The 23,766-nt window shown below is 43.8% G+C and carries 25 protein-coding genes; 9 read left to right on the forward strand and 16 right to left on the reverse strand.

Going from position 1 to position 23,766, the window contains the following annotated elements; all coding sequences use genetic code 11:
• Positions 1-179: 179 nt before the first annotated feature.
• Genes PR834_RS06590 through PR834_RS06610 form a run of 5 tightly spaced genes read right to left on the reverse strand, consistent with a single transcriptional unit; the run spans position 180 to position 4,188 of the window.
• Positions 180-950 (reverse strand): class I SAM-dependent methyltransferase, encoded by a 771-nt coding sequence (locus PR834_RS06590; protein ID WP_196725181.1) that lies wholly within the window; start codon positions 948-950, stop codon positions 180-182.
• A 13-nt stretch (positions 951-963) separates the two neighbouring features.
• Positions 964-1,314 carry a cupin domain-containing protein gene (locus PR834_RS06595; protein WP_272536536.1) on the reverse strand — a complete coding sequence of 117 codons (351 nt, stop codon included), beginning with the start codon at positions 1,312-1,314 and terminating at the stop codon, positions 964-966.
• A gap of 36 nt (positions 1,315-1,350) precedes the next feature.
• Positions 1,351-2,091: an ABC transporter ATP-binding protein gene (locus tag PR834_RS06600; RefSeq protein WP_004257851.1), complete on the reverse strand. Its 741-nt coding sequence runs from the start codon at positions 2,089-2,091 to the stop codon at positions 1,351-1,353.
• Positions 2,088-3,107, reverse strand: a complete 1,020-nt coding sequence (locus PR834_RS06605; protein WP_165879924.1) for a FecCD family ABC transporter permease — start codon at positions 3,105-3,107, stop codon at positions 2,088-2,090. The genes PR834_RS06600 and PR834_RS06605 overlap by 4 nt, the downstream gene beginning before the upstream one ends.
• Positions 3,100-4,188: an ABC transporter substrate-binding protein gene (locus PR834_RS06610; RefSeq protein ID WP_196725180.1), complete on the reverse strand. Its 1,089-nt coding sequence runs from the start codon at positions 4,186-4,188 to the stop codon at positions 3,100-3,102. Before PR834_RS06610 ends, PR834_RS06605 begins: the two co-directional genes overlap by 8 nt.
• Positions 4,189-4,283: 95 nt before the next feature.
• Between PR834_RS06610 and PR834_RS06615 the strand changes: the two genes are divergently transcribed.
• The gene (locus PR834_RS06615; RefSeq protein WP_004257865.1) at positions 4,284-5,000 is read left to right on the forward strand and encodes a Crp/Fnr family transcriptional regulator; all 717 of its coding nucleotides are present in this window, start codon (positions 4,284-4,286) and stop codon (positions 4,998-5,000) included.
• Between the two features lie 39 nt (positions 5,001-5,039).
• Here PR834_RS06615 and PR834_RS06620 read toward each other — a convergent pair whose 3' ends face one another.
• Positions 5,040-7,097 (reverse strand): TonB-dependent receptor family protein, encoded by a 2,058-nt coding sequence (locus PR834_RS06620; RefSeq protein ID WP_196725179.1) that lies wholly within the window; start codon positions 7,095-7,097, stop codon positions 5,040-5,042.
• Between the two features lie 258 nt (positions 7,098-7,355).
• On the opposite strand from PR834_RS06620, the gene PR834_RS06625 reads away from it, so the two are divergent.
• Positions 7,356-8,900, forward strand: coding sequence for a S8 family serine peptidase (locus tag PR834_RS06625; RefSeq protein ID WP_262960746.1), 1,545 nt, complete (start codon positions 7,356-7,358; stop codon positions 8,898-8,900).
• Positions 8,901-8,932: 32 nt separating this feature from the next.
• Here PR834_RS06625 and PR834_RS06630 read toward each other — a convergent pair whose 3' ends face one another.
• The 6 genes from PR834_RS06630 to PR834_RS06655 form a co-directional block, all read right to left on the reverse strand.
• A complete protein-coding gene (locus tag PR834_RS06630; protein WP_262411025.1) occupies positions 8,933-9,526 on the reverse strand; it encodes an ATP-binding cassette domain-containing protein in 594 nt (197 codons plus the stop codon).
• 14 nt (positions 9,527-9,540) lie between these two features.
• Positions 9,541-10,317 (reverse strand): ATP-binding cassette domain-containing protein, encoded by a 777-nt coding sequence (locus PR834_RS06635; protein ID WP_136135461.1) that lies wholly within the window; start codon positions 10,315-10,317, stop codon positions 9,541-9,543.
• A complete protein-coding gene (locus tag PR834_RS06640; RefSeq protein WP_004257889.1) occupies positions 10,311-11,123 on the reverse strand; it encodes an ABC transporter permease in 813 nt (270 codons plus the stop codon). Before PR834_RS06640 ends, PR834_RS06635 begins: the two co-directional genes overlap by 7 nt.
• A complete protein-coding gene (locus PR834_RS06645; protein ID WP_180312113.1) occupies positions 11,120-12,088 on the reverse strand; it encodes an ABC transporter permease in 969 nt (322 codons plus the stop codon). Before PR834_RS06645 ends, PR834_RS06640 begins: the two co-directional genes overlap by 4 nt.
• Positions 12,088-13,641 carry an ABC transporter substrate-binding protein gene (locus PR834_RS06650; protein WP_231136027.1) on the reverse strand — a complete coding sequence of 518 codons (1,554 nt, stop codon included), beginning with the start codon at positions 13,639-13,641 and terminating at the stop codon, positions 12,088-12,090. The genes PR834_RS06645 and PR834_RS06650 overlap by 1 nt, the downstream gene beginning before the upstream one ends.
• 240 nt (positions 13,642-13,881) lie before the next feature.
• Positions 13,882-14,772 carry an AraC family transcriptional regulator gene (locus PR834_RS06655; RefSeq protein ID WP_004257901.1) on the reverse strand — a complete coding sequence of 297 codons (891 nt, stop codon included), beginning with the start codon at positions 14,770-14,772 and terminating at the stop codon, positions 13,882-13,884.
• Positions 14,773-15,181: 409 nt separating this feature from the next.
• On the opposite strand from PR834_RS06655, the gene PR834_RS06660 reads away from it, so the two are divergent.
• Genes PR834_RS06660 through ureG form a run of 7 tightly spaced genes read left to right on the forward strand, consistent with a single transcriptional unit; the run spans position 15,182 to position 20,193 of the window.
• Positions 15,182-16,018, forward strand: a complete 837-nt coding sequence (locus PR834_RS06660) for an urease accessory protein UreD (protein WP_153674078.1) — start codon at positions 15,182-15,184, stop codon at positions 16,016-16,018.
• A gap of 20 nt (positions 16,019-16,038) precedes the next feature.
• Positions 16,039-16,341 (forward strand): urease subunit gamma, encoded by a 303-nt coding sequence (locus PR834_RS06665; protein WP_004257904.1) that lies wholly within the window; start codon positions 16,039-16,041, stop codon positions 16,339-16,341.
• A gap of 8 nt (positions 16,342-16,349) precedes the next feature.
• Positions 16,350-16,673, forward strand: a complete 324-nt coding sequence (locus PR834_RS06670) for an urease subunit beta (RefSeq protein ID WP_004257906.1) — start codon at positions 16,350-16,352, stop codon at positions 16,671-16,673.
• A 2-nt stretch (positions 16,674-16,675) separates the two neighbouring features.
• Positions 16,676-18,379, forward strand: a complete 1,704-nt coding sequence (gene ureC / locus PR834_RS06675) for an urease subunit alpha (RefSeq protein ID WP_272536537.1) — start codon at positions 16,676-16,678, stop codon at positions 18,377-18,379.
• 23 nt (positions 18,380-18,402) lie between these two features.
• Positions 18,403-18,879 carry an urease accessory protein UreE gene (gene ureE, locus PR834_RS06680; protein ID WP_072503027.1) on the forward strand — a complete coding sequence of 159 codons (477 nt, stop codon included), beginning with the start codon at positions 18,403-18,405 and terminating at the stop codon, positions 18,877-18,879.
• Positions 18,880-18,900: 21 nt separating this feature from the next.
• Complete coding sequence (locus PR834_RS06685) at positions 18,901-19,566, forward strand: urease accessory protein UreF (protein ID WP_112307492.1); 666 nt, start codon at positions 18,901-18,903, stop codon at positions 19,564-19,566.
• A gap of 9 nt (positions 19,567-19,575) precedes the next feature.
• On the forward strand, positions 19,576-20,193 hold the full coding sequence (ureG, locus tag PR834_RS06690) for an urease accessory protein UreG (RefSeq protein WP_004257918.1): 618 nt from the start codon (positions 19,576-19,578) through the stop codon (positions 20,191-20,193).
• A gap of 44 nt (positions 20,194-20,237) precedes the next feature.
• On the opposite strand, the gene hypE is transcribed toward ureG, so the two are convergent.
• Genes hypE through hypB form a run of 4 tightly spaced genes read right to left on the reverse strand, consistent with a single transcriptional unit; the run spans position 20,238 to position 23,687 of the window.
• Positions 20,238-21,263, reverse strand: coding sequence for a hydrogenase expression/formation protein HypE (gene hypE / locus PR834_RS06695; RefSeq protein WP_272536538.1), 1,026 nt, complete (start codon positions 21,261-21,263; stop codon positions 20,238-20,240).
• Positions 21,264-22,376, reverse strand: a complete 1,113-nt coding sequence (gene hypD / locus PR834_RS06700; RefSeq protein WP_272536539.1) for a hydrogenase formation protein HypD — start codon at positions 22,374-22,376, stop codon at positions 21,264-21,266.
• Entirely contained in the window at positions 22,360-22,656 is a 297-nt protein-coding gene (hybG, locus tag PR834_RS06705) for a hydrogenase maturation factor HybG (protein ID WP_004257928.1), read from the reverse strand. The genes hypD and hybG overlap by 17 nt, the downstream gene beginning before the upstream one ends.
• A complete protein-coding gene (hypB, locus tag PR834_RS06710; protein WP_210853182.1) occupies positions 22,647-23,687 on the reverse strand; it encodes a hydrogenase nickel incorporation protein HypB in 1,041 nt (346 codons plus the stop codon). The genes hybG and hypB overlap by 10 nt, the downstream gene beginning before the upstream one ends.
• Positions 23,688-23,766 lie beyond the last annotated feature (79 nt).

The following is a 23,766-nucleotide window of genomic DNA, read 5'->3' on the forward strand; positions in this document are numbered from 1 at the left end:
TTGAATCTAAAAAATAAATCACAATGCATAACTAAATTACTGTTTATTATTTTATCAAATAATTATTATCAACAGTAACTAATAATCAAGATAAATATAAGAATTATTATTATTAACAATAGGTAATGAAAGGTTATTCAGTACTAGTCACGCATCCTTGCGCAAGATATTCCTATTAATTACTTCACGCTAACGACTGCGATATAATTCAATTTTCCACGATTTTGCCGAAAATGACGGAACATACGCAAAAATTGGGGGCGATTTTCTTTCTTCAATGCATTACGGATAATCTTTAGGGCACCCAAAATGCCTTCATCGTAAATCAACCCTTTTGGTGATAGCAACGTCATTGGCCCAGTGTGAGATACCACTTGTTGGAAGCCCGCTTGTTGAAATAATTCTACCCATTGCGCTTCAGGTAATGGCCGTGCTTTAACATTAATCGCTTGCTGCATTTGGGAAACCACACTTTGAACAGCTTGGGCATCCTTAAATGCAATATCATGGGTTAATAAACAGCCACCCGGTTTTAGTACTCGATAATACTCCTGCAATAGCTTCGCTTTCGCTTTATCGCCGTACATGGTTAGCATGGCTTCATTAATAACCACATCAAAACTGTTGTCCTCAAACGGTAGTTTTGATGCATCCGCCATTTGGATTGTCACTAAATCTGTTAACCCTTTATTCGCAACATTCTTTTGTGCTTGTACGAGCGCCTGCTTGTCCATATCAATACCCGTAATATGACAATGGAATTGGGAGGCAATTTCAATGGCAGTGGTTCCCATATTACACGCGACTTCAAGAACTTGGCTGTTCTTGTGTAACCCTGATTGGCTAAGTAACCATTCGGTTGCTTCTTTTCCCCCTGGGCGTAAACGTTTTTTCCCCAAGCGTGCTAGAAATTTGTGCCCTGCTTCGTGGGCGGTAAATGATTGGTCCATTTTCACCTCCAAGTTAATGTGTACAAGCCGTTTCAGGCTCACGTAACATAACTAACAGCATTTTTGCGGGCTCAAGCGCATCTACCGCATGAGGAATATTAGCAGGCATTCTGACAACTTCCCTCGGTTTAGCCATTACAGGCTTTCCTTCGATGGTAAGTTGTAAGCTCCCTTCAACAACCATCACAATCGCATCAAAAGGGGCGCTGTGTTCAGACAGCGCTTGGCCTTTATCAAAAGCAAATAAGGTGATATTTCCCCCGCCATTTTTCGCTAATATGCGGCTTGCAATACCTTGTTCAGTATAATTAATTAACTGATTGATAGTCAGCGCTTCTGAAGGTGTTATTGTGTTATTGCTCATCGTTTAATATTCCTTAATTCAATCGTTTTCATTCAGTTATCTAAATAGCGGAATGACCCCTTGGGTCTGCCGGCCTTGATAATCCATTGGCGTAATTGCGACGGGTAATTGGTACAGTTGTGTCAGGTTTTCTTCCGTTAAAATTTGTTCAGTTTCACCAAATAAACAACCGCTGCCGTTAAATAACAACAGTGAATAATCAGCGATATGCAGCGCATGTTGTGGATAATGACTCGTGAATAAGATAGTCATTCCGCGATGTATGGCTAAATCACGTAAAACGCTGAGCACACTGTCTTGGTTGGCAAGGTCCAATGCGGATGTCGGTTCATCAAGAATCAGAATTTCTGGTTCGCTGGCTAATGCCCTCGCAATCATGACCATTTGTTTTTCCCCGCCACTGAGGCAGTTAAAGGGTTGGTCAGCAAATTTGCTTATGCCTAAGTACGCTAAACACTGCTCTACAATTTGGTTATCTTTTTCATTGGGTGAGGCATACCAAGGTAAATGACGAATACGCCCGAGACTCACCATAGTGCGAACAGAGTAATGAAACAGTGAACCACTAAGCTGTGGAACATAAGCGACGGGTGCATTTAGGGAAATATTGCCTGTTGATCCTTTTTGTAAGCCGAGTAGTAGTTTTAATAAAGTTGTTTTTCCGCGGCCATTTGGCCCTAAAATCGCACCAATACTGCCCTTTGGTTGCCGAAAACTAACATTCGTAAATAATTGGCGTTGGGCTATTTTGAAATTAAGGTGTTCAACTTGGATCATAAATCGGCCACCTTTTTATTCAATGTGTGGATCAGTAGTGCAAAAATAGGGGCGCCGATCAGTGCGGTGATCACACTTAATGGAATTTCTGCATTCGTCATACTGCGTGCAAAGGTGTCGACAGCTACCATATAAATCCCACCAATGACCGCACTGGCAGGCAGTAATATCCGGTGATCATGCCCTACCATTAGCCGTGCAATATGTGGAACAATCAGCCCTACCCAACCGATGGTGCCGGATACCGCCACTGTCGCACTGGTGATCAAGGTTACGCTGAGTAACACAGCCCAGCGGGTTCTATTAATTTTCATCCCTAAGGCTTGTGCATTTTCTTCCCCAAGAGACAGCACATTGATACGAAAACGCAGCGCAAAAATGACCAAGACACAGACTAATACCACAGGAAAAACAATATTGAGTTTGAGGTAAGACGCACTGGCAAAGCTGCCCATAAGCCAAAAAACAATGGTTTGTAACGTGTTGTTTGGGTCTGCAAAATAGGTAATTAACGAAATTAATGCAGCAAAAAAAGCATTAATAATGACTCCAGCAAGAATCAACATTAATAGCTGGCTGCCTTGGCGATTCAAACCAAGTAAAAAAACCAGCACGATAGCTAGCAACCCACCGATGAAAGCCAATGAAATGGTGATCAACAAAGAAGAAAATAATAAAATAGCTAGCGCGCCACCCAATGCAGCCCCTGATGAAACACCAATAATTTGCGGCCCAACTAATGGGTTGCGGAAAATACCTTGCAAAGCCGCCCCCGCAACCGCCAGCCCAGCCCCTGCCGTTCCTGCTATCAGAACACGCGGTAAGCGCACATTCAGCACCACATTTTGTTCCGTTCGGCTATAGTTCCCCATCATTTCATTACCAAAAATAGTGTCATAGAGAATATGCCAAACCGCGGAAAACGAAACTGGGTAACGCCCACAGCTTAGGGCCAAAACAAAAGTCAACAATAGGCCAATAGCAAAAATGAACCAAAGATATTGGGGCTTACGCATGCGGTTTCCCCATCAAAGAAAGGTAGTGTTGGCTACTTTTGTTCATCTCTATTTGCAAAATTCCGTCAATTTGCTCATCTGACACGTCATAGCCATAAAGTTGCTGATATCTCAGGCGAATTTCCTCACGCAATGGCATTTTCATCGTTTCCGGGTGAAAAATCATCGATAACCATTGCCAATACAGTGGTGTTTCTTGGTTTGGTGCATCCCAGATAAAACCACCAATAGGGAGCTTATACACACGCTGGTTTTTCACGGCGGTGACTTCACTTAGCATAGGGTTGCGGTAAACATCAGCTGGCGATAACCCTTCTTCGAAATTACCTAATAGAATAATGTCAGGGTCCCAAACCAGAATTTGCTCAATATTAAGGGTTCTTGGCCCAGTGAGGTCGCGGTTTAAGCTCACCCCACCCGCCAGTGCAAAATCTGCATTATTGTGTGATGTTGAGCCAAATGTTTGAATACTTTGGTTAAAATGGGATAGATACAGGACTCGGGGCTGCTGCGCTTCTGGGATTTTAGCGGTGGTTGCCGATAATGCATCGACAACTTGTTGCCGCCACTGGATCATCCTTTGCGCTTTATCATTGTGGCCAAGTGTTTGCCCCATTAGGCGAACCCACTCTTGCGTATAGCGTTCTTGCCCATAATCTAACGTAGCAACGGTAAGCCCTGCATCACGCATAGGAGAAATAATGTCATCTCCTCTATGCCCCCATTGCCACACTAAATCGGGCTCCACATTAAGTAATGCTTCAATGTTTGGCGTAAAATTGTTACCCACCACATTTGAATTCACCTGTAAAACAGAAGAAAACATTTGGCTTAGCATGCCATCTCGCGCAGCAACCTTTGCAAAAGGATGCATTCCGACTAATTTTTCACTGCTTTCATCCATGCCAACTAACATCGAAGCGGCAGGGATTGGGATCACGACAATACGTTTTGCAGGGGCTGATAAATGAATTTTATCACCTGACATATCTGTGAAATCAACGGCTTGTGATGCATATACATTGGCTATTCCACCGAAAGTTAGAAAAACGGCGGCGAGTCTAAAAGCATTATTTATCATAGGGTTATTCAGCTCTCTGCTAACATCTCAATTGATAATGTGTATGATTATCATTTATACTTAAGCCATTCTAAGACGGCGTAAGAGGATGACCTATGACATTTGTCAAAAACGTTTTCCCCCATGCACAATCACTCAATGCCCTTAAATCGTGCTTACTGTTTAATGGGGTAGAAGATGAGAAACTGGCATTACTGCTGGAAAATTGTGGCCATATTCGCTTTAAAAGTGGTGAAATTCTGAACCATGAAGGGGAACCATTTAAGCATTGCCCCTTGATGATCAGCGGGCAAATGGAAGTGTATCGCCACACCTATTTGGGTGAAGAAAAAATTTTTGGTTTGTTTTGTACGGGGGAAATTGTTGCCATCGCAGCCGTTTTTATGCCTCACAACCGTTATCCCATGAGTTTACGGGCAAAAACCGACGGTGAAGCTTTGCTACTTGATAAACGCGATATTTTACGACTATGCCATGCCTGCCCGCAAATTATGGAGAAACTGCTAAGGCGTTTTAGTAGCAAACTATATGAGAACATTAACCATATCGACTGGCTAACTTCGAGTTCTGCTGAACAACGGCTAGCGGCCTATATTCTCGATTTAAAGCATAAGCAACTGACTTCAAATATTGTTTTGCCTTTATCTCGGGGCCAGCTCGCGGCTAAATTAGGCATACGTTACGAAACACTCAGTCGGTTAGTTTCTGGGTGGCGGCAAAAAGGGTTTATTGATATCGAGAAAGACACTGTGCATATCCATAATGAAAACTACTTAACGAAATTATCTATTTCTGCACAGCGCCCATTTTAAGAATAACGCATTAACGAATATTAATGCGTTTATTCATTATTAGAAGTTATAGGTTACACCACCATTCACATTAAAGCCCATACCGGGGAACAAGGTGCTATCTTTTGCTGTGACGGTCTGATTAGCAACTGATGTTGTCGCATAACGTTCATCCGTTAAATTATCCATCGATAAATACACAGACCACTGCTCTGTTGGTTTATAGCTACCTTTAAGCCCTAATACGGCGTAATGTTTACGTTTTTGAATATCGAGATTGTTTTGGTGATCAACAGCCATATCCGTTGGCGCCCAATGAATATTTGGCCCGAAGCTCCAATCCCCAATTTCATATAACACCTCGGCAGCGACAATATTGCGAGGAATACCTGCGATATAGTTGCCGTTATACTCTCCCCCCATAAAACGGAAATCATTATAAGTCCATGAAACTCGGTAATTGATATCCCCCGGCCCTGCGCCAACACGTCCTGTCAGCCCAGCTTCTAAGCCTTGATGGCGGGTTTTCGCGGCATAATTAAACACGCCAACAACCGTCCCTGCACTGTCATAAGTGGTAATATACTCATCTTTAATTTGACTGCGGTACAGCGCAAGGTTCCATTTCAACCCATCAGTGACATCCCCTTCTCCACCAATTTCATAAGTAATGGCTTTTTGTGGTGAGAGTTTCGTCAGTTTTCCATTGCTAGAGTTAATAATTTCCCAAAATGTTGCAGGTTCTTCACTCGCACTGATATTAGCAAAGTAGCGCTGGCTTTCCGTTGGGCGCCAAATAACCCCCGCTTTTGGTGTCCAAAATGTCCAACTTTGGTCTAACGACAAATGACTTTGCCGTTTTTCTACGTCACGGCGTGCATGCGTACCTTTGACATCTAAGTTAACTGTCACTGTTGGTGTAATATGTAAGTCTACCCCCACACTGCCATAGAGGTTTTCAGCTCGGCCATCATATTTGCCTATTTTTGTTTTGTCTGCCGGTGTCCCTTTACGGTTTTGCATTAATTCAGTCTGCAAGGTCATTTGGTCCCATGCAAGTGCCGTACGGTATGTCACGGGTTCAGTTTCAATATTATAGGTGAATTGTAGCCCTTCACTGTGGCTGCGGCTAAAACGGTAGTAAGCGGGAGTAGTAAAATTATCATGAGTACGAATGTGCCAAACTCCAGCGCCAATCGCTTGGTTATCCACTTGCCAGTCTGAGCGGTTAGCCACTCGGAATTGCTCAACATTACGGTGTGGGTCACGTAGCCACACCATCGGGTACACATCTGTAGGGTTATTATTGAGTACCTCTTCAGAAACAGGCCCCGCAACGTCAAAGCGCAAATCTGTCCAACTCAACCAAGTTCGGTTTTCAAAGTTATTAGTCACATAACCAAAGTTGCTGCGTAACGTTTTACGTTGAGAAGCAGAGTGTTTGCGATAGCCATCAAAATGGTCATAAGTGAAATTTACACGACCATCAAATACCCCATCGTCAGAAACGCCACCAAATGCCGTTTGTAACCCTTCGCGACCATGGGAGCCGTACTCATAACGTAGGCGGCCTTGCTCGTTTCGACCCGTGTAAGAGAGCACATCCAATTCACCTCCCAAACTATTACTTTGTGGGTTAAGGCTATTTGCGCCGCGGCGTACACTCACCATCCGCGCATCACGCATTTCTAAGGTGCTGATGTGAAAACTGCCGTCAGCATCCGTCGCGGGTAAGCCATCTTGGAGCAGCAATACACCACGAGCAAGCGGTGCGCTTTGTACTCCAGACCCACGAATATTCAAACGCGGCTGATCAATACCACCAAAGAAATTTTGAATCACAAGCCCAGGCTGATAATCAAGAGCATCTTGTAAGGTCGCAAGGCGAGTCTCTTTTTCGATAACAACTAAATTTGTTCCGCCAGCCACTTTTTCAAGCTTGCCTTTTTCTTGCTGTTCACTCGGTGACAAACGGCTTTGACTTGTTGAAGACGTGACGATCAGTTTGTCCGATGTCATTGCTGGTGCAGCGAACCCAATTGGTGTCGCCAAAGTTCCTATACCTAAAGTGAGTGCAATACAATGCGCCAATTGGTGCCGTTTTAAACGATAAGACATATATTCACCCCAATAACAGTAATGGTTATCATTTTCATTTAAGGGGTTTAAAATAGAGGATGGGTTTAGATATCCCTATGACATTTGTCAAAACCAAAATAAATTAATTTATTATTTATATTAAAATTATAGTTTCCATTAAATTCTATTAAATTATCAATCTTGTCGTAAATTCATTTTCACTTTTAAATAACGTCCCCAACCTAATGCTTAAATAATTAAAAACATATCAACATATGTTATATAAAAAGAGAATATATGAATATAAAAACCTTTAAATTTATCGATAAGGATTCAAATGGTATTGTCGTTAATTTTGATAATAGAAACAAAAAAACAGTCACCATTAGCTTATTTTTAGATAATGAAAATATAGAAACCATATCAACTAATAATGACCATTATCTTTTCAAGGTAGGTAAGTCGGGAAACTACCATGTAACTATCTCATTTGTTGATAGTAATAAAAATATTTTACACTTAATTGATAGCCCTGTTAGCTATCGTCTTCCCCATCAGGAAATCAATAAAAAAATTAAAGCAGAAGTAAAATCGAAAACCATCAACCATAAAATAGATGGGATTGATAAATATTTTTTAGAAATTAAATCTGAAATAAAAAGTTCGCATTTTATTATGGATGCTTTATCAAATGAATTAGTTAATTCAAAATTAATTTTGATTAAATTAAATATTCGCTCTTCCGTTACGCAATGTGAATATTTTAACCTTTATGGAGAAAATAATTATGACGACTTGCTTGAACTATCGCAACGGCTTGAAAAATTAGATTGTGTCAGCTACTGCTGCATCTGCCCCAACACAACAGGCTACCAGCCCCCCAAACTCCCTATAAATAGCCAAACTATTGAAGAAAAGATTAGCAGTGATGAGATAACCCCCGATTTCACCGAGTTACAAAAATATTTAGATGCACCAATGGGCATGAATGTGAGAGAGGCATGGGCAAAAAATATTGATGGCTCGCTAGCGGTTGTTCGCCATATGGATTTTGGTGTATACCAAAACCACGAAGACTTTAAAGATGCAAACCTTGCTGTGGTAAGTAGTCGGCCTGAAACGCAAGATTGTAACCATGGTACCGCTTCAACAGGTTGCATAATTGCGACTAAAAATGAATTTGGTGTCACTGGCATTGCACATGGTTGCCAATTTTATTTCTATGATACCGACGACTTGGATCAACTTACGGATGATACTCAGCCGGGTGACATTGTTAGTTTCGACCTCCAATTTCGCATTGAGAATAAATTGCTTCCTATCACATCCATCCGTAATTGGTGGGAAAGAATTAAAATTATGGTCGATAAAGGTGCAACCGTTCTTCTAGCAGCAGGGAATGGTGGCTTGGATTTAAGCAAACCCGAGGTTATGGATGATTTCGGTGACAATGGCAGCATGTTAGTAGGCGCTTGCTACCACCATACAGGGAAACGTGCGCTTTTTTCAAATTATAATCAAACAAGCTCACTGATTAATTCATGGGGAGATTGGAGTGTGACCACCACAGGCTATGGAAAACTACAAAAACACCCCGGCAATGAACGCAATTATACCGACCGTTATTCAGGAACATCGAGTGCAACACCACTATGTTCAGGTGCACTCGCATTAATTCAAAGCTATGCTAAACAGCATCAAATTATTCTGTCAGCGTGGGGAATGCGCGAACTGATAAGAAAATCGACCTATACAGAAGGTGTTAACGATGGGATAGGCTATCGGCCCAATGTAAATCAGTTATTAAACGAAATTGATAAGCTTGCCCAAATTACTGAATAATTCTGTTATCGTTAAGCCATAATATCGGCCTATTATTTGACTAGTGAGATAACCCGGCTACACACTTTCTCTAATAACGCTTTGTTATGGCTAAAAATAACCATTGCGAGTGGTCGCTCTTCGGATAATTTCACTAACAACTGCCAAATTTCTTTTTGCAAATTGGCGTCTAACTGTGCGGTGATTTCATCGGCAATTAAAATTTTCGTTCGCGGGTCAAGGGCTCGCAGTAACGCAATACGAGCAAGTTCACCACCCGATAACTCACTGGGAAGCCTTTCAAGCCAAGCAGGTTTAATCGAAAAGCGCTCTAACCAATGGGTTTCTGGCTGCCAAGCATCAAATAAACTCGCCCCCACCTTGCGATAGGGGTTAAAGCTTTTTTCGGGATGTTGGGGGACTAATTGAATTGGGCAATAACCTTGTTGAGGTAACGGTTGCCCTTCAAACAAAATGGTTCCTTGGGGTGCATGTTGCCACTGAGCTAATACTCGGCCCAACGTGGTTTTCCCAAAACCACTGGGCGCAGATATCCCAAGACGTTCACCGCTAGTCAGTGATAAGCTAAAGCCATCCCACAGCCGCTGCCCACCTTGTTCAATGCATAAATTATTTACTTGTAAAATAGGTTCAGTGATACTCATTTACTTGCCATAAATTGATGTTCCGGTAACGCATTCCACAACGATTGCAGCCATTTTCCACCGCCGCCTTGTTGTAGCTTTTGGCTGCTTAACACTTCTTCCAACGCTCCGTTACGCAATAAGGCAATACGGTCAGCAAAACGCACAGCCATGGATAAATCATGGGTGACCCATAAAACACCTCGGCCATCGTGGCAAAGCGATTTAATATTTTCGAGAAGTTGTGTAGCATGGTCATCATCCAGCCATGATGAAATTTCATCCGCTAAAATATATTGCGCGCAAGAGAGTGTCGCACTGCTGGCGAGTACCCGCTTTGCCATTCCACCGGATAACTGGTTTGGGTAGCTATCCACTAGTGAGCTTTGCAAATTATATTGCTGTAAGTGCCGCGCAACATCGTGCATTTTAATATGCTGCCCACTTAACACTGCGGCACGTTCTAATTGTGGCCCGATACGAATTAATGGGTTAAGTGCGCTAACTCCTTGAGGTATATAGCATAATGTATTACCACGGTGCTGCGCTTTGTTTTGTTCGGTCAGTTTTTTACCATTAAGGTGAATACCGCCACGACAGCGCATATTATGGGGAAGTAACCCCAAAACACTCTGTAATAACAAGCTCTTGCCTTCCCCGCTCCCACCCACCAGTGCAACCATCTCACCGGGCCGAATATCCAAGGAAATTCCGTGTAGTAACGGAGCCCAACGCTTGCGCCCTAACCAACGAAATTGCGCGACATCCACGGTGAGATTATCAAGACTCAACATACGGCCCCCTTCAACCAAAGCTGCTGCAAGGCTTTAGCAAATTGGTCAAATAATAACACTAGCCCAACTAAGGCAATGCCTGGGAAAACCACCAGCCACCAAGCTCCTGTGCTGAGATAACGCAATGCATCGGACAATAAAATACCCAGTGAGGGCTCATGGGGCGATAAACCAAAGCCTAAGAAACTTAACGCCGCACTGTGTAAAACCGCATGGGGAAACATTAACAACGTTCCTACCATCCATTGAGGCAAAATCATCGGTAAATAGTGATAACGCCAGCGGTAAAACGCACTGTTACCAATACGTTGAGATAACATAATATAATCTGACTGGCTAACTCGTTGTAACTCCGAACGTAAAATTAAGGCTAATTTTGGCCAATGCGTCAGTGCAACGGCCCAAATCACCCCCATTTTTCCGCCACCCAGCGTAAAACAAATCAATACCAGTAATAAAAGATGTGGCAATGCTAACATGGCATCAATAACGCCACGCACTACATAGTCCATCACTTTGCTTATTGAAGATAAACCGGCCATGACAAGTGCAATAAAACCACTGGTAACCGCTGCCATAAGGCCGATTTGCAAGCTAGTTGCCACACCTTGAAAGGTTCTGGCAAATAAATCACGCCCTAAATTATCTGTACCAAATAGATGCGCCCACGAAGGTGGCAAACGCCTATCGAGTAAATTCATTTCAATATCATTGAGGGAGAGACCAAACGCATAGATACTGACAACAACCAGCAAAAGCAACGAAAAAGCTAACTTAAATAAAGCGCGATTAGGGTTATATGTCATGACGCTCTCATCACTCCCTTATTCACTTTTTTTAGTAGGCTGTCAGCTACCGTATTGCTAAAAAATATTATCGCGGCACATAACATGACGATCCCCATCAACAAGGGAATATCTCCACGTAGCCCCGCATCTATCGTCGCCTGACCTAAGCCTGGATAGGCAAATACTTTTTCTGCTAATAATGCCCCACTTAGTAATTCACCAATAGAAGCAAACTGTAAACAAATTGCGGGGGTAATAGCATGTTTTAGTACATGAAACCCAATCATCGACCAACCATTATCCCCTTGAGCCTGTGCGTAATGAATAAATTCACTGCTCATCACTTCAACAACTTTGGCACGTGTATGCAATGCGATATTACCCACGCCTAATATACCCAACGCAATGACAGGTAAAACTAGGTGATGAAGTTTCTGTGAAAATGTTGCCGTTTGCTCATCCAAGCCTATCGGCCAAGCACAGCATATCGGAGCCCACTGTAATGTCACCGCAAACAAAGACAACAACAGCAAGCCTACCCAAAAAACAGGAATTGAAGCCAGTAAATAGCATAATGTTGAGATGAGTTTGTCTGGCCAGCGGTTTAAATAACGCCCAGCCACTAAACCCAACGCAAAACCAACAACTCCAGAGAACAGCCAAGAACTAATAAGTAGAGCTAAAGAAGGCACAAGGCGGTCAGCAATCACTTGAATTACTGGGGTGTTATAGAGCATGGAATAGCCAAAATCCCCCTGTAACACTTGTGAAAACCAACGCCAGAACTGTACCCATAATGGCTGATCAAGCCCCCATCGCGCGGCAATTAGCGCGTATTGCTCAGGGGGAACATGCAGTAAGTCATTGCCAATATAGGCTTTTATTGGGTCGATAGGCGAGTAACTCAGCAGGATAAAAATTCCCGCTGCCGTTACGGTTAATAAACAAATAAATCGCAATAAAAGCCCGAGTGCAGTTCGCATTACTGACAGGTCCACGCCCATTCATCGACATTATTTAACACTGACCAAGAGCCATGAATCTCAGGGGCACTAGTCCCTAAATCAACACAATTATTCAGCAAATAAATATGTTGCAGGTTCATTAACCAAGCCCATGGAGCATCACCTTTAATACCAACACCCGTGTTACCGTTCCAATCCACTTGTTGCCATAATGGAATCGCTGCCTCTTGGTCAGCTTGTGCTAACGCTTTTTCGATTAGTTCATCAACTGCCGCATTTTTATAATAACCGGGGTTATAAAAACCAACACCAGCTGCTTTGCTGCTGTAATTATGGACAATTTCCATCGGGTCTAAGCTTCCCCAACCAAACAGTGTTGGGTTAGCATGCATCTGTAGTTCAACGGTTTCCCAACTTCCCGATTTTAAATCCATTTCGATACCAATCGGTTTTAAGCTTGAACGGATTGCCTGAGCAAGGTCACGACGTGTGGTATCACCACTGGCATACCATAATGTCAGTTTCGCCACTTTACCATTTTTCTCACGTAGGCCTTCTTTATTCAGCTTCCACCCCGCCTCTTCTAAAATAGATTTGGCTTTCTCAAGGTCACCATCTTTAAAAGCGGAGTCTGGGTTATTCCATGGCAGCCCTGCGACGCCAGTATAAGCCGGTACGGCAAAGCCTTCTAATACGGATTCTGCCAATAGTTTACGGTCAAGTGCATAGTTAATCGCTTTACGGACAGCAACATCAGAAGTGATGTCGTTACCGATAGGGTTACCTTGAGCATCTTTCTCACCCGCGGGTGGAATCGGGAAAGAGATACCGCGGTTTTCCACGCTATAGCGCTCAACCAATTTCATGTTTTTCACATCATTAGCATTCGCTGCTACTGCGGCAGGGATACGAACGATTTCCAGTTGATTGCTTTGTGCCGCAGCAAAGGCCGCATCTTCATCAAGGAAGACAAAGACCATTTTACCAAAGTCATTTTTTGGCCCTGCATAATACGGATTTTGCTCGACAATCAATTGCTGCCCCGGCTGGAATGCGACTAAGCGATAAGGGCCTGCGCCAATCGGGTTATGTGCATAGGTTTTCGCATCATATTTATCTGCACAAACAATCCCTAGCGAACCTAGTACATTAACAAAGGTACTTTGTGGGGAAGATAACGTGATCTTCACGGTTAGCGGGTCAACTTCTTCTGCTTTGGCAAAGTTGCCCATGTCCACCTTACCGCCACTTGCCGCGGCATTGTTATAAGTAAAAACCACATCTTTGGCGGTCAATGGTGAGCCATCGGAAAATTTTAAGCCTTTTTTCAGCTTAAGTGTCCACTGTTTACCATCGGCATTATGTTGATAACTTTCAAGCATATAGCTATGCCATGAGAGGTCAGCCTTTTGTTTCAATAATGGGCTATGCAACAGTAGATAGCTGCCATGGCTCCACCCAAGCATAGGGTCAAATCCTTCAGTGGGCTCTGAACCAATAGCTAAACGTAAGGTTTGTGATTGAGTAGGTTCCACGGCTTGAGCTTGCAGTGTGAGCCCCATCAGGCACATTGCTGCAACGATATTTTTAATCATACATCCCTCTATAGATAGGTTTTATTTTTTATTTCAAACCACCAATGCCGTTATTTTCATTGGTGTCGCTATCGGTGAGATATTCGCTATGTGTAGAGTAACCAATATGAGTTATATTAAATTTAATGCCCTGATTGCTAGGCGCTACATCAATAGAACAGCGAATTTATTAGAGAAACCGTCAAAATTAAGTCGTTATTTGACCTATCTTAACAACTACTCATCAATTTCTTTGTCAAATTCAATTGGGTTAGATCGCAAGGACAAATTAGTAATAAAATTAGGGTCGTTCGACTGCCTTGATTGCAACCGAAACTGAGAAGGCGTCATATTATATTTTCGCTTAAAGACATCACAAAAATAAGCATTGCTACCAAAACCGCAGCGATGACTAATTTGAAAAACAGAATAATTCGAAAACGTTAAATAATTCAATGCCATCCCCATGCGAACATCTAACAATAATTGGCGAAAAGACACCCCTTCGCGGTTCAAATGGCGGCGCAACGTTGAAGGGGTCGTAAATAACGCTTTCGCAACATCGTCTAAATGCCATTTTTTTTGCGGTTCTTGGGTTATCAAATGGGTGATCGCTTGGTTTTTCGGTTCATCGTAATTGAAACGAAAAAGATTCAGAATATCGATACCTTCTTGATATATCGCCATTAAAATAAAATATAGGCTCTGTTTCATTAACAATGCTTCTTGGGATGCACTCTGTTTTTTTAATGGTAAGCATTGTTTTAGCAAACTAAAGTTATCTCTCACAGTTTCTGGGGGAGAAATATGGTAGATGGGTTGGTGGCTAGTCAGAGGCGCACCGGACTTCATCAATGTTTTCAGTAATAAAAATACCGCTTGTAATTCTTCTGCTGACATCGACAGCGTGTGCAACTCAAGCGGCTGCTTCACGGTATTACACACAATATTACAGGAAACTTGGCTGTATTTAGGAATAATTAAGGTGACATCGCTTTCAATTTCAATGGATTGGCCATTGATCACGATATTTCCTTTCGCGCCAGTTAGCATGGCTATCATCGCGCTTTCAATATAAAACGCTTTTAACACCATCTGGCTTTCTGAAAGAAAGAATTTATATTCCATAATCTCTATAAACTGCTGTTAATGTCAGAATGACTTCCCAAGAAAAGGGATTGTTGAATAGATATAAAGTAATGAAACATATCAGCTCTATATCAGTGCGGCTGAGAATATAGTCCGGTTACGTTGAAATCGCAATATAGATATACGCTCATTTTTTACTGTTATTTTGATGGTTGTTATATTTTCTAAATAAAATGCTGTTTAATTGAAAGGCAATTTTCGATATAAGGTGTAGAATCGCGCGGCATACACATGCAGCCTACGACACTGCATAATAATAATGATTTTTGGCGTTCATTCACATCCTACCCTACTTGCATTAGCTTTTACATCACAAATACCCAATTTTGGCTGGGGTATAGCTAAACATGTTCGCGTATTTTTAGTTGACTGAGTTGCAGGAGAAAGTATGTCTGATTTTTCAGGATCAGGCTGGTTAGCTGAAATCTTCTTACGATATGAACTAAAACGTGGCGTCACCCGCTTAACGGATAAACAACATATCGGCCCTTTAATGGTTCAGCGGCCATTCTACCCCGAGCAAGGAATTGCACACACCTATTTACTTCATCCACCCGGTGGCGTTGTCGGGGGGGATAAACTCCTTATTAATATTGATGTTCAACCACACGCCCATGCGTTATTGACCACGCCCGGTGCGACAAAATTTTATCGCAGTGCGGGCGGTGTTGCGCGACAAGTACAAACATTAACTGTTGCGCCCAATGGGTTCTTAGAATGGCTACCTCAAGAAAATATTTTTTTCCCTGAGGCTCAAGTTCGCTTAGAAACCCACGTTCGAATCGCTAGTTCATCAAAATTTATCAGCTGGGAAATCCAATGTTTAGGGCGCCCAGTATTAAACGAGCAATTCGACAACGGTGATATTCGGGGCCGCTTGCAGTTTTATATTGATGACAAACTCACCTTAGCGGAATCCATATTTATCGAAGGTTCGCAAAAACAATCAGCCGTCATGCGTGAATTTCCTATGGTCGGCTCCTTGTATATCTACCCCGCCAGCGATGAGTTAAAAGCTGAACTTCACGAGAGTTTGGCCGTATTTTTCTCTACGGAAGTGAGACCGCTTGAATATGGGCTAACTGATGTAGACGGCATTTTAGTATTACGGTTATTAGGTTCTCAAACCGAGCCGATGATGGCTTGCTTTGCCCATATTTGGCAGGCAACAAGACAATATTGGTTAGGTTATTGCCCAGAACCACCGCGTATTTGGGCAACTTAAACGTTTTTTAGGAGCAAAAAATGGAATTAACCCCAAGAGAAAAAGATAAATTATTGCTTTTTACAGCAGGCCTCGTTGCTGAAAGGCGTTTAGCCCGTGGGCTAAAGCTCAATTACCCTGAAGCCGTCGCGCTGATCAGTTGTGCGATTATGGAAGGCGCACGTGATGGTAAAACTGTCGCCCAATTAATGAGCGAAGGCCGAACCCTATTAACCGCAGAGCAGGTAATGGAAGGCGTGCCAGAAATGATCAAAGACATCCAAGTGGAATGTACATTTCCTGATGGCACAAAACTGGTTTCTATTCACGACCCGATTGTATAGGTAACAAAATGATCCCCGGTGAAATTAAAGTCAACCACGCTTTGGGTGATATCGAACTAAATGCAGGCCGAGAAACCCAAACGATACAAGTTGCCAACCATGGTGACCGCCCGATTCAAATTGGCTCTCACTATCATTTTTATGAAGTCAACGACGCCCTAAAATTTGAACGCGAAAATACACTCGGTTTTCGTTTGAATATCCCTGCGGGCATGGCGGTACGTTTTGAACCAGGACAAAGCCGCACAGTTGAACTTGTGGCTTTTAGCGGCAAGCGAGAAATATATGGTTTCCATGGCAAAGTCATGGGTAAATTAGAGAGTGAGAATTAATAATGAAAACAATCTCTCGTCAAGCGTATGCAGATATGTTTGGTCCAACAACAGGTGACCGTTTACGCTTAGCTGATACAGAATTATTTCTAGAGATCGAAAAAGATTTCACCACGTATGGTGAAGAGGTCAAATTTGGTGGCGGTAAAGTTATTCGTGACGGCATGGGCCAAAGCCAAGTCACTAGTGACCTATGTGTCGATGTGCTAATCACCAACGCCATTATTTTAGACCATTGGGGCATTGTTAAAGCGGATATCGGGATCAAAAATGGCCGTATTGCGGGGATTGGTAAAGCAGGTAACCCTGATGTTCAACCCAATGTCGATATCGTTATCGGCCCCGGTACCGAAGTGGTTGCAGGCGAAGGTAAAATTATCACCGCGGGTGGCGTTGATACCCACATCCATTTTATTTGCCCACAGCAAGCAGAAGAAGGTCTTGTTTCCGGTGTTACCACCTTTATAGGCGGTGGAACTGGCCCTGTGGCTGGCACTAATGCCACTACCGTCACCCCCGGTATTTGGAATATGTACCGCATGTTAGAAGCTGTTGATGAACTGCCTATCAACGTCGGGCTATTTGGTAAAGGCTGCGTCAGTAGGCCCGAAGCGATTCGCGAACAAATTGAAGCGGGTGCCATTGGCTTAAAAATTCACGAGGACTGGGGCGCTACCCCAATGGCTATTCACAACTGTTTGAATGTGGCTGATGAAATGGATGTGCAAGTGGCTATCCATTCAGATACGTTAAATGAAGGCGGTTTTTATGAAGAAACCGTGAAGGCCATTGCAGGACGAGTGATCCACGTATTCCATACAGAAGGTGCTGGCGGTGGCCATGCCCCTGACGTGATCAAATCCGTCGGAGAACCGAATATTCTGCCTGCATCGACCAACCCAACGATGCCATACACCATCAATACCGTTGATGAGCACTTGGATATGTTAATGGTTTGCCACCATCTCGACCCATCAATTCCAGAAGATGTGGCTTTTGCGGAATCTCGTATTCGCCGTGAAACCATTGCTGCGGAAGATATTTTGCACGATATGGGCGCAATTTCTGTGATGTCTTCAGACTCACAAGCCATGGGGCGCGTTGGTGAAGTTATCACTCGCACTTGGCAGTGCGCCCATAAAATGAAATTACAGCGCGGAACTTTAGAAGGTGACACACCAGAAAGCGATAATAACCGTATCAAACGTTATGTGGCGAAATACACCATTAACCCCGCTATCGCTCACGGTATCGCCCATGAAGTCGGTTCGATAGAAATAGGCAAGTTAGCTGATATCGTATTATGGGACCCTGCATTTTTTGGCATCAAACCCGCCCTAATTATGAAAGGGGGAATGGTCGCCTATGCGCCAATGGGTGATATTAACGCCGCAATCCCAACACCACAGCCTGTACATTACCGCCCGATGTTTGGAGCGTTAGGTAAAGCAAAATACCATACCTCAATGATTTTTATGTCAAAAGCAGGTATTGAAGCAGGTGTTCCTGAAAAATTAGGCTTGCAGAGCCAAATAAGCCGAGTTGAAGGCTGCCGAAGCATTAGCAAAGCCTCTATGGTGCACAACAGTTATGTGCCACATATCGAACTTGACCCGCAAACTTATATCGTCAAAGCCGATGGTATCCCACTGGTATGCGAACCTGCGACTGAGTTACCGATGGCACAACGTTACTTTTTATTCTGACCCCTAATTAAAAGAGCCAGAAAATGAAAAAATTTATTAAAGTGGTTGCCCCACAACCCCATTCACCAAGTGCATTAACCCTGTGCTTAACCATGGATGAACGCACCAAAAGCCGTTTAAAAGTTACCTTAAGTGATGGGCAAGAAGCGGGGCTATTTTTGCCGCGCGGAACCATCCTGAAGGAAGGCGACGTTTTATCCACTGAAGACGGTGAGTTAGTCACAATCGAAGCCGCGAAAGAGCAAGTTTCTACCGTTTACAGCGATGACGCTCTGTTGCTCGCCCGCGTTTGCTATCACTTAGGCAACCGCCATGTTCCTTTGCAAATTGAAGCGGGTTGGTGCCGTTATTTTCATGACCATGTGTTAGATGATATGGCGCGTGGGTTAGGTGCCACGGTTAGTGTCGGTTTGGAAAAATACCAACCGGAACCGGGGGCTTATGGCGGCTCATCCGGTGGTCATCACCACCATCACGGCCACGATGATCACCATCACTAATCAGGTTCAGGGAGTGTGCTTATGTTAGCAGATCTGCGCTTATACCAGTTAGTTAGTCCTTCTTTACCTGTTGGCTCGTTTACCTATTCACAAGGCTTAGAATGGGCGATTGAAAAAGGTTGGGTAACAACACCAGATACCCTTGCAGGCTGGCTAACCGCACAAATGACGCATGCCATTGCAACATTAGAGCTTCCCGTTTTACGGCAAATTCAGACTTCCCTTTCCCTTGGTGATATTGAAGCGGTGAAATATTGGTGTGAATTTATGATTGCCAGCCGTGAAACCAAAGAACTACGCCAAGAAGAGCGGCAACGAGGAATTGCTTTTGCACGATTGCTACCTCAACTAGGCATTGAACTGGATGCTAACCTGCAAACCTGCGTGAAACAAACCCAGCTAATGGCCTTCGCCCTCGCCGCGGTAAATTGGCAAATTGACGTTGAAAAATTGTGCACCGCGTATGCATGGGGTTGGCTAGAAAACACGGTGATGTCCGGTGTTAAGCTTATCCCTTTAGGGCAAAGCGCGGGGCAAAATATTTTATTTACCCTTGCTGAGCGCATACCCGAAGTGGTTGCGCAATCGGCAATCTGGCCATTAGACGATATTGGTAGTTTTACACCTGCACAAATTATTGCCAGTAGTCGGCATGAAACCCAATACACACGACTTTTTCGTTCATGAGAAAATGCTATGCAAGAATATAATCAACCCTTAAGAATTGGTGTCGGTGGGCCGGTCGGCTCAGGAAAAACCGCATTATTAGAAGTGTTATGTAAAGCCATGCGCGACACTTACCAAATTGCCGTTGTCACCAATGATATTTACACCCAAGAAGATGCCAAAATTTTAACCCGTGCCGAAGCACTAGATGCGGACCGCATTATTGGTGTTGAAACTGGCGGCTGCCCTCATACCGCTATTCGTGAAGATGCATCAATGAATTTAGCGGCCGTTGAAGAGTTAGCCATCCGCCATAAAAACCTTGATATCGTATTTGTGGAAAGCGGCGGCGATAACCTCAGCGCAACGTTTAGCCCAGAGCTGGCAGACTTAACCATTTATGTTATTGATGTTGCTGAAGGCGAAAAAATTCCACGTAAAGGTGGGCCAGGGATCACCCATTCCGATTTACTGGTGATTAACAAAATTGACCTTGCTCCGTATGTCGGCGCTTCATTAGAAGTGATGGAAGCCGATACCGCAAGAATGCGACCAGTAAAGCCCTATGTGTTTACTAACTTAAAGAAAAAAGTCGGCTTAGAGACCATTATCGAGTTTATCATCGATAAAGGCATGTTAAGACGTTAATAGATTTGAACGCCCTATAGGTTTTATCTATAGGGCGTTTTTAATTAACAAATACGGGGTAAAGGCTCGCTGTGGGGTAAATCTAATAACCTTGATGTGCCGAAGATCCCAACTAATTTGACTTGTTTTTGCTCAGTCACACAGCCAATCGTGGCGGCATCTTTCCCTAATGGGTGTTGGTGTAGTGTAGCAAGCACTGCATTTTCCGCTTCAGGTTTCACCACAATCACTAGTTTACCTTCATTGGCAAAGTTTAACGGTTCCAAACCCAATAGCTCGCACACGCCCCTAACTGCAGAAGAGACGGGTAAATCCCCCTCATTAACAGCAATTCCACAGCCACTGGCTTGGGCAAATTCATGTAGAATTGCCGTTACGCCACCACGAGTTGCGTCTCGTAATGCCCGAATGCCGTCAATTTCACGCAGCGGAGCTATCAATGGCGTTAATACAGCACAATCACTGCAAAGCTCCGCTTCTAACCCGAGTTGTTCGCGCAGGTTTAAGATAGTCGCGCCGTGGTCACCCAACGTACCGCTAACAATCACTTTATCCCCAACTTGAATATGCTGAGCTCCCCACTGGATATTGGACGGGATCACGCCAATACCTGCCGTATTGATAAAGATTTTATCTGCGGCCCCGCGCTGCACTACCTTGGTATCGCCTGTCACAATATCCACACCGGCCGCTTTTGCCGTTGCCGCCATAGATTCGACAATAACCTGCAATTCAGTCAGGGAAAAACCTTCTTCCAAGATAAAACCGCAAGAAAGGTATTTTGGGGTAGCCCCACTAACTGCAACGTCATTCACTGTGCCGCAAACAGCTAATTTACCAATATTGCCTCCCGGGAAAAAAATCGGGTCGATGACATAGCTATCGGTACTAAATGCCAAACGGTCACCCAATGCGGTCATTTCCGACAAGGCAAGTCGAGCTTGGTCCTCCCTCTCATTCAACGCTGGGTTTGCAAACGCCTGCAAAAACAACTGTTCAATCAATTGCTGCATCGCCTGCCCACCACTTCCGTGGGCCATCGTCACCACATTGTTAGCATCACGACTCATTTATGCCTCCCGACGATATTGGTAATAAGCTGCACAGGCACCTTCAGAAGAAACCATTAATGCGCCAAAAGCCGTTTGTGGCGTACAACGGCGCCCAAACAACGTACATTCGTTCGGTTTACAGCGCCCTGTTAACACCTCACCGCAGCGTGCTTGCGGGTCATCTGCCACTTTATGGGGTTGTACCTGAAAACGCTTCTCAGCATCAAAAAATTGGTAAGCTTGAGTTAATTGAACCCCTGAGCCTGCAATTTCCCCCAACCCACGCCATTCACTGGTTTGTTTAAGTTCAAAAACTTCCTCTAACGCTTTAAGTGCCAACAGGTTACCTTCATCGGCCACAACGCGTTTATATTGGTTTTCTACCTCACAACGACCATCAGCGATTTGGTCAACTAGCATGGCTAACGACTGCAAAATATCTAAGGGTTCGAACCCTGTGACCACCAAGGGTTTATGGAAGTCTTCGCTAATAAACTGGTAGGGATGCGCCCCGATTACCATACTCACGTGTCCTGGTGCTAAAAAGCCGTCAATACGGACATCCGGTTGCTCAAGTAAGCTGCGCAAGGTGGGAATAATCGTAATGTGTTGGCAAAATACACTAAAGTTTGTCAACTGGCGGCGCTTTGCTTGCTGCAAGGTGATTGCCGTGCTTGGCATAGTGGTTTCAAAGCCTAAGCCAAAGAAAACCACTTGGCGATGGGGATGCTGCTCTGCCAATGCCAAGGCATCTAGTGGTGAATAAACGATACGGACATCCGCCCCATTACGTTTAGCGTCAAGTAAAGAGCCCCTTTCCCCCGGAACGCGCATTGCATCGCCATAAGTACAAAAGATAACCTCAGGGTGCTGTGCAATTTCAATACAACTATCAATTCGTCCCATTGGCAAAACGCACACAGGGCAACCGGGCCCATGAACAAATTCAATGTCAGTGGGTAATAACTGGTCAATACCAAATTTAAAAATCGCGTGGGTGTGGCCACCACAGACTTCCATGAGTTGTAATGGGCGTCGTTTCGCTTGGGGTATTTCATTCACCCGTTGATGAATATGCGCCAACAGCGCTTTTGCAAGAACAGGGTCGCGAAATTCATCGACGTACTGCATCTGCCGCTCCTGCATTTAAACCACTAAAATCGCTGACCTCGTGGTCTAGCTGGCTCATCGCGGTTAACGCATCCAAGGTAGATTGCGCTTCTTCTTCATTGATGATACTCATGGCAAACCCGACGTGTACCAATACCCATTGGCCTAATAAATCGGCGGTTTCCCCTTCACAAATGAGGCCAATATTCACATCGCGTTTTACACCACAAACATCCACTTGAGCGAGTTGGTGAATGTCTTCACCAACGGCAACTATTTTGCCCGGAATACCTAAGCACATAGCTGTGTCTCCAACCATGCCAGCCATGCATCCATCCCTTCGCCGCATGTCGCAGACACTTGGATAACTTGGATATTGGGGTTCACTTGCTTAGCATTGGCGATACAAGCATCAACATCAAAATTCAGGTATGGCAGTAAGTCGATTTTGTTCAATAACATGATATCTGCTGCCGCAAACATATGTGGATATTTGAGAGGTTTATCTTCCCCTTCCGTGACTGACAGTACCGCTACTTTATGGCGTTCCCCTAAGTCAAAACTGGCAGGGCACACGAGATTCCCGACATTTTCAATAAATAACAAACTGTTATCGGCTAACTCTAAACGTGCTGTTGCATCGTGGACCATTTGTGCATCTAAGTGACAGCCTTTTCCTGTGTTCACTTGAATCGCAGGCACACCCGTTTCGCGGATCCGTTGTGCATCATTAGTGGTTTGTTGGTCACCTTCAATCACTGCGCAATTAATTCTGTCACGCAGTCTTAACAACGTTTCTGTCAACAAGGTGGTTTTTCCTGAACCGGGGCTAGAAACGAGGTTTAGCGCTAAAATATTCTTCTGGCAAAAATCCTCACGGTTATGTTCCGCCAGATGGTTATTTTTATCTAACACATCCATCTCAATTTGTAGCATGCGTTTTTGGCTAATCCCCGGTGCATGGGTACCTGCTTCACCGTGGCCATAATCAAGGTCATGGTGTTCCCCAGCTGGTTTAAAACTTGCCTCAGCCGTTTGATAAATATGTTTATGTTTATGCTTATGTTTGTGTTTATGCTTTTTAGACTTGCTTTCAGCAGGTGCGGGTTCATATTGGTGATAATGGTTGTGGACATCACCTTGATGATAATAATGGTGATGAATGATCACCGTTTGCCCATTAGGTTCATGATCATGGTCGTGATCATGATCATGGTCGTGATCATGATGATCGTGACCGTGGTGGTGATCATGGCCGTGATGGTGGTCATGATGATGGTCATCCCCCTCAATTTTGCGCTCTCCCGACGCACATCCACAAGTACTACACATAAGTTTCACTCCCAACCGCTAAATTGTTAAATTAGATTAATACATAGTCCATTGAGTCTAGTTGATACACCTCAAGCTC

It is taken from the genome of Providencia sp. PROV182 (assembly GCF_028480325.1).
GTDB classification, from domain to species: Bacteria; Pseudomonadota; Gammaproteobacteria; order Enterobacterales; family Enterobacteriaceae; genus Providencia; species Providencia hangzhouensis.

Bases quoted from the DNA above. Each gene is read 5' to 3' on its own strand.
- PR834_RS06590 (WP_196725181.1), bottom strand. From the start codon at position 950: ATGGACCAATCATTTACCGCCCACGAAGCAGGGCACAAATTTCTAGCA.
- PR834_RS06595 (WP_272536536.1), bottom strand. From the start codon at position 1,314: ATGAGCAATAACACAATAACACCTTCAGAAGCGCTGACTATCAATCAG.
- PR834_RS06600 (WP_004257851.1), bottom strand. From the start codon at position 2,091: ATGATCCAAGTTGAACACCTTAATTTCAAAATAGCCCAACGCCAATTA.
- PR834_RS06605 (WP_165879924.1), bottom strand. From the start codon at position 3,107: ATGCGTAAGCCCCAATATCTTTGGTTCATTTTTGCTATTGGCCTATTG.
- PR834_RS06610 (WP_196725180.1), bottom strand. From the start codon at position 4,188: ATGATAAATAATGCTTTTAGACTCGCCGCCGTTTTTCTAACTTTCGGT.
- PR834_RS06615 (WP_004257865.1), top strand. From the start codon at position 4,284: ATGACATTTGTCAAAAACGTTTTCCCCCATGCACAATCACTCAATGCC.
- PR834_RS06620 (WP_196725179.1), bottom strand. From the start codon at position 7,097: ATGTCTTATCGTTTAAAACGGCACCAATTGGCGCATTGTATTGCACTC.
- PR834_RS06625 (WP_262960746.1), top strand. From the start codon at position 7,356: ATGAATATAAAAACCTTTAAATTTATCGATAAGGATTCAAATGGTATT.
- PR834_RS06635 (WP_136135461.1), bottom strand. From the start codon at position 10,317: ATGTTGAGTCTTGATAATCTCACCGTGGATGTCGCGCAATTTCGTTGG.
- PR834_RS06640 (WP_004257889.1), bottom strand. From the start codon at position 11,123: ATGACATATAACCCTAATCGCGCTTTATTTAAGTTAGCTTTTTCGTTG.
- PR834_RS06645 (WP_180312113.1), bottom strand. From the start codon at position 12,088: ATGCGAACTGCACTCGGGCTTTTATTGCGATTTATTTGTTTATTAACC.
- PR834_RS06650 (WP_231136027.1), bottom strand. From the start codon at position 13,641: ATGTGCCTGATGGGGCTCACACTGCAAGCTCAAGCCGTGGAACCTACT.
- PR834_RS06655 (WP_004257901.1), bottom strand. From the start codon at position 14,772: ATGGAATATAAATTCTTTCTTTCAGAAAGCCAGATGGTGTTAAAAGCG.
- PR834_RS06660 (WP_153674078.1), top strand. From the start codon at position 15,182: ATGTCTGATTTTTCAGGATCAGGCTGGTTAGCTGAAATCTTCTTACGA.
- PR834_RS06665 (WP_004257904.1), top strand. From the start codon at position 16,039: ATGGAATTAACCCCAAGAGAAAAAGATAAATTATTGCTTTTTACAGCA.
- PR834_RS06670 (WP_004257906.1), top strand. From the start codon at position 16,350: ATGATCCCCGGTGAAATTAAAGTCAACCACGCTTTGGGTGATATCGAA.
- ureC (WP_272536537.1), top strand. From the start codon at position 16,676: ATGAAAACAATCTCTCGTCAAGCGTATGCAGATATGTTTGGTCCAACA.
- ureE (WP_072503027.1), top strand. From the start codon at position 18,403: ATGAAAAAATTTATTAAAGTGGTTGCCCCACAACCCCATTCACCAAGT.
- PR834_RS06685 (WP_112307492.1), top strand. From the start codon at position 18,901: ATGTTAGCAGATCTGCGCTTATACCAGTTAGTTAGTCCTTCTTTACCT.
- ureG (WP_004257918.1), top strand. From the start codon at position 19,576: ATGCAAGAATATAATCAACCCTTAAGAATTGGTGTCGGTGGGCCGGTC.
- hypE (WP_272536538.1), bottom strand. From the start codon at position 21,263: ATGAGTCGTGATGCTAACAATGTGGTGACGATGGCCCACGGAAGTGGT.
- hypD (WP_272536539.1), bottom strand. From the start codon at position 22,376: ATGCAGTACGTCGATGAATTTCGCGACCCTGTTCTTGCAAAAGCGCTG.
- hybG (WP_004257928.1), bottom strand. From the start codon at position 22,656: ATGTGCTTAGGTATTCCGGGCAAAATAGTTGCCGTTGGTGAAGACATT.
- hypB (WP_210853182.1), bottom strand. From the start codon at position 23,687: ATGTGTAGTACTTGTGGATGTGCGTCGGGAGAGCGCAAAATTGAGGGG.